The sequence below is a fragment of the uncultured Campylobacter sp. genome (assembly GCF_937997595.1).
Taxonomy (GTDB): domain Bacteria; phylum Campylobacterota; class Campylobacteria; order Campylobacterales; family Campylobacteraceae; genus Campylobacter_B.
The window spans coordinates 1-1,547 of record NZ_CALKTS010000159.1; the positions used below are offsets into that span (position 1 = coordinate 1).

Genomic DNA, 1,547 nt, shown 5'->3' on the forward strand with positions numbered 1-1,547 from the left:
TAGCCGCCGTCTTTGAGCCTGCCGATGCTGAGCGGACGCACGCCGTAGCGATCGCGCACGGCAAACATCTTCGAGCGGCTCAGGATCAGAAGCGAGTACGCGCCCACGCACTGATTCAGAGCTTCGACGATGCGGTCTTTTAGATGCTCCTGCTTACTGCGTGCGATGAGGTGCAGGATGTTTTCGGTGTCCATGCCGGACTGAAAGATCGCCCCCTCGCTTACGAGCTTACGGCGAATTTCGTCTTTATTGATCAAATTTCCGTTATGAACGATCGAGATCTCCCCCAAAGCGTAGTTGCCGGCTACCGGCTGCGCGTCTTTCAGGCTGTCTGCGCCCGCGGTGCCGTAGCGATTGTGGCCGATTGCGATGTTTCCCTTTAATATTTCAAAACTCGCGGGGCTAAAAACCTCCGTCACGAGCCCCGTGGCTTTGATCGTTTTGATATGATGATTAAAGCTCGAGCTGATGCCGCTTGCCTCCTGGCCGCGGTGCTGCATGGCAAAAAGCCCGTAATACGCGGTCTTAGCCGCACCTTCGGAATTTATGACTCCCACGATTGCGCACATTTTCTAACCTCTTAAATTTTATTTTTTAGAAATTTATCTATATTTTGTTTTATCATTGACGGCTCGCCATCCGGCATTTTGTCGGCGCCTCATCAAATAGATCGGCTGAAATTTTAAACGTCTCGGCGATATTCGCTCCGCCTGTGGCGTAGCTGCCGAATAGACCGACTTTGTAAATCCCAAAGCTTTCAAGCTCGGGCTTTAGCTCGCGCAAAAAATTTAAAATTTCATCTTTGGTTGGCATTTTTTCCTCTTAAATTTAGCGGCAAAGGTCTAGATTCCTAAGCAGTCGTCTATGCCGTAAAGCCCGCTATTTTGGGGCGCTAGCCAAACTGCGGCCTTTATCGCGCCCCTGGCAAAGGTCGCGCGCGAAGTTGCCGTATGATTTAGCTCGATAAATTCGCCATCTCCGTAAAATCCCACCGTGTGGCGCCCGACTATATCGCCTCCGCGCAGCGACATCACGGCGATCTCGTCCTTGCCGCGCTCGCCGATGAGTCCGTCGCGACCGCTTACGCGCACGTCTTTTAAGCTTAGCTCGCGTGCGCTTGCGGCGCTTTCCGCAAGGCTCATCGCCGTGCCGCTCGGGGCGTCTTTTTTGTGGCGGTGGTGCATCTCTAAAATTTCGCAGTCAAAGTCGCGCAGACTCCTGCTGGCAAGCGCTACGAGTTTATTTAACACCGCGACGCCCAGGCTCATATTCGTAGCGTGCAGTACGGGCATCTTCGCGCCGCATTCGCGCAGTAGCCGCTCGCCCTCTTCGCCCAGAGCCGTCGTGCCGATGCAAAGCGGCTTTGGGTGCGAAAGCGCAAATTTCATTAAGCTTATCGCGCCGTCTCGGATCGTGAAGTCTATCACGACGTCACAGCCGCTAAAAAGCTCGTCGTAGCTGCTCGTTACCGCGCAGTTTGGCGTATAATCAAGCGGAGCGATAGTGTAGATCACGCTTGCTCGCGCCTGATCGAAATTTTTCAGGCA

The 1,547-nt window shown here is 53.6% G+C and carries 2 protein-coding genes and 1 pseudogene; all 3 read right to left on the bottom strand.

Annotated features, from left to right (window positions below):
* A pseudogene (locus tag Q0614_RS05735) lies at positions 1–569 on the bottom strand (amidophosphoribosyltransferase); the annotation flags it as partial.
* Positions 570–621: 52 nt separating this feature from the next.
* The gene (locus Q0614_RS05740) at positions 622–813 is read right to left on the bottom strand and encodes a nucleotidyltransferase domain-containing protein (RefSeq protein ID WP_297960932.1); all 192 of its coding nucleotides are present in this window, start codon (positions 811–813) and stop codon (positions 622–624) included.
* Between the two features lie 29 nt (positions 814–842).
* On the bottom strand, positions 843–1,514 hold the full coding sequence (gene dapB / locus Q0614_RS05745; protein WP_298787178.1) for a 4-hydroxy-tetrahydrodipicolinate reductase: 672 nt from the start codon (positions 1,512–1,514) through the stop codon (positions 843–845).
* Positions 1,515–1,547: the final 33 nt, after the last annotated feature.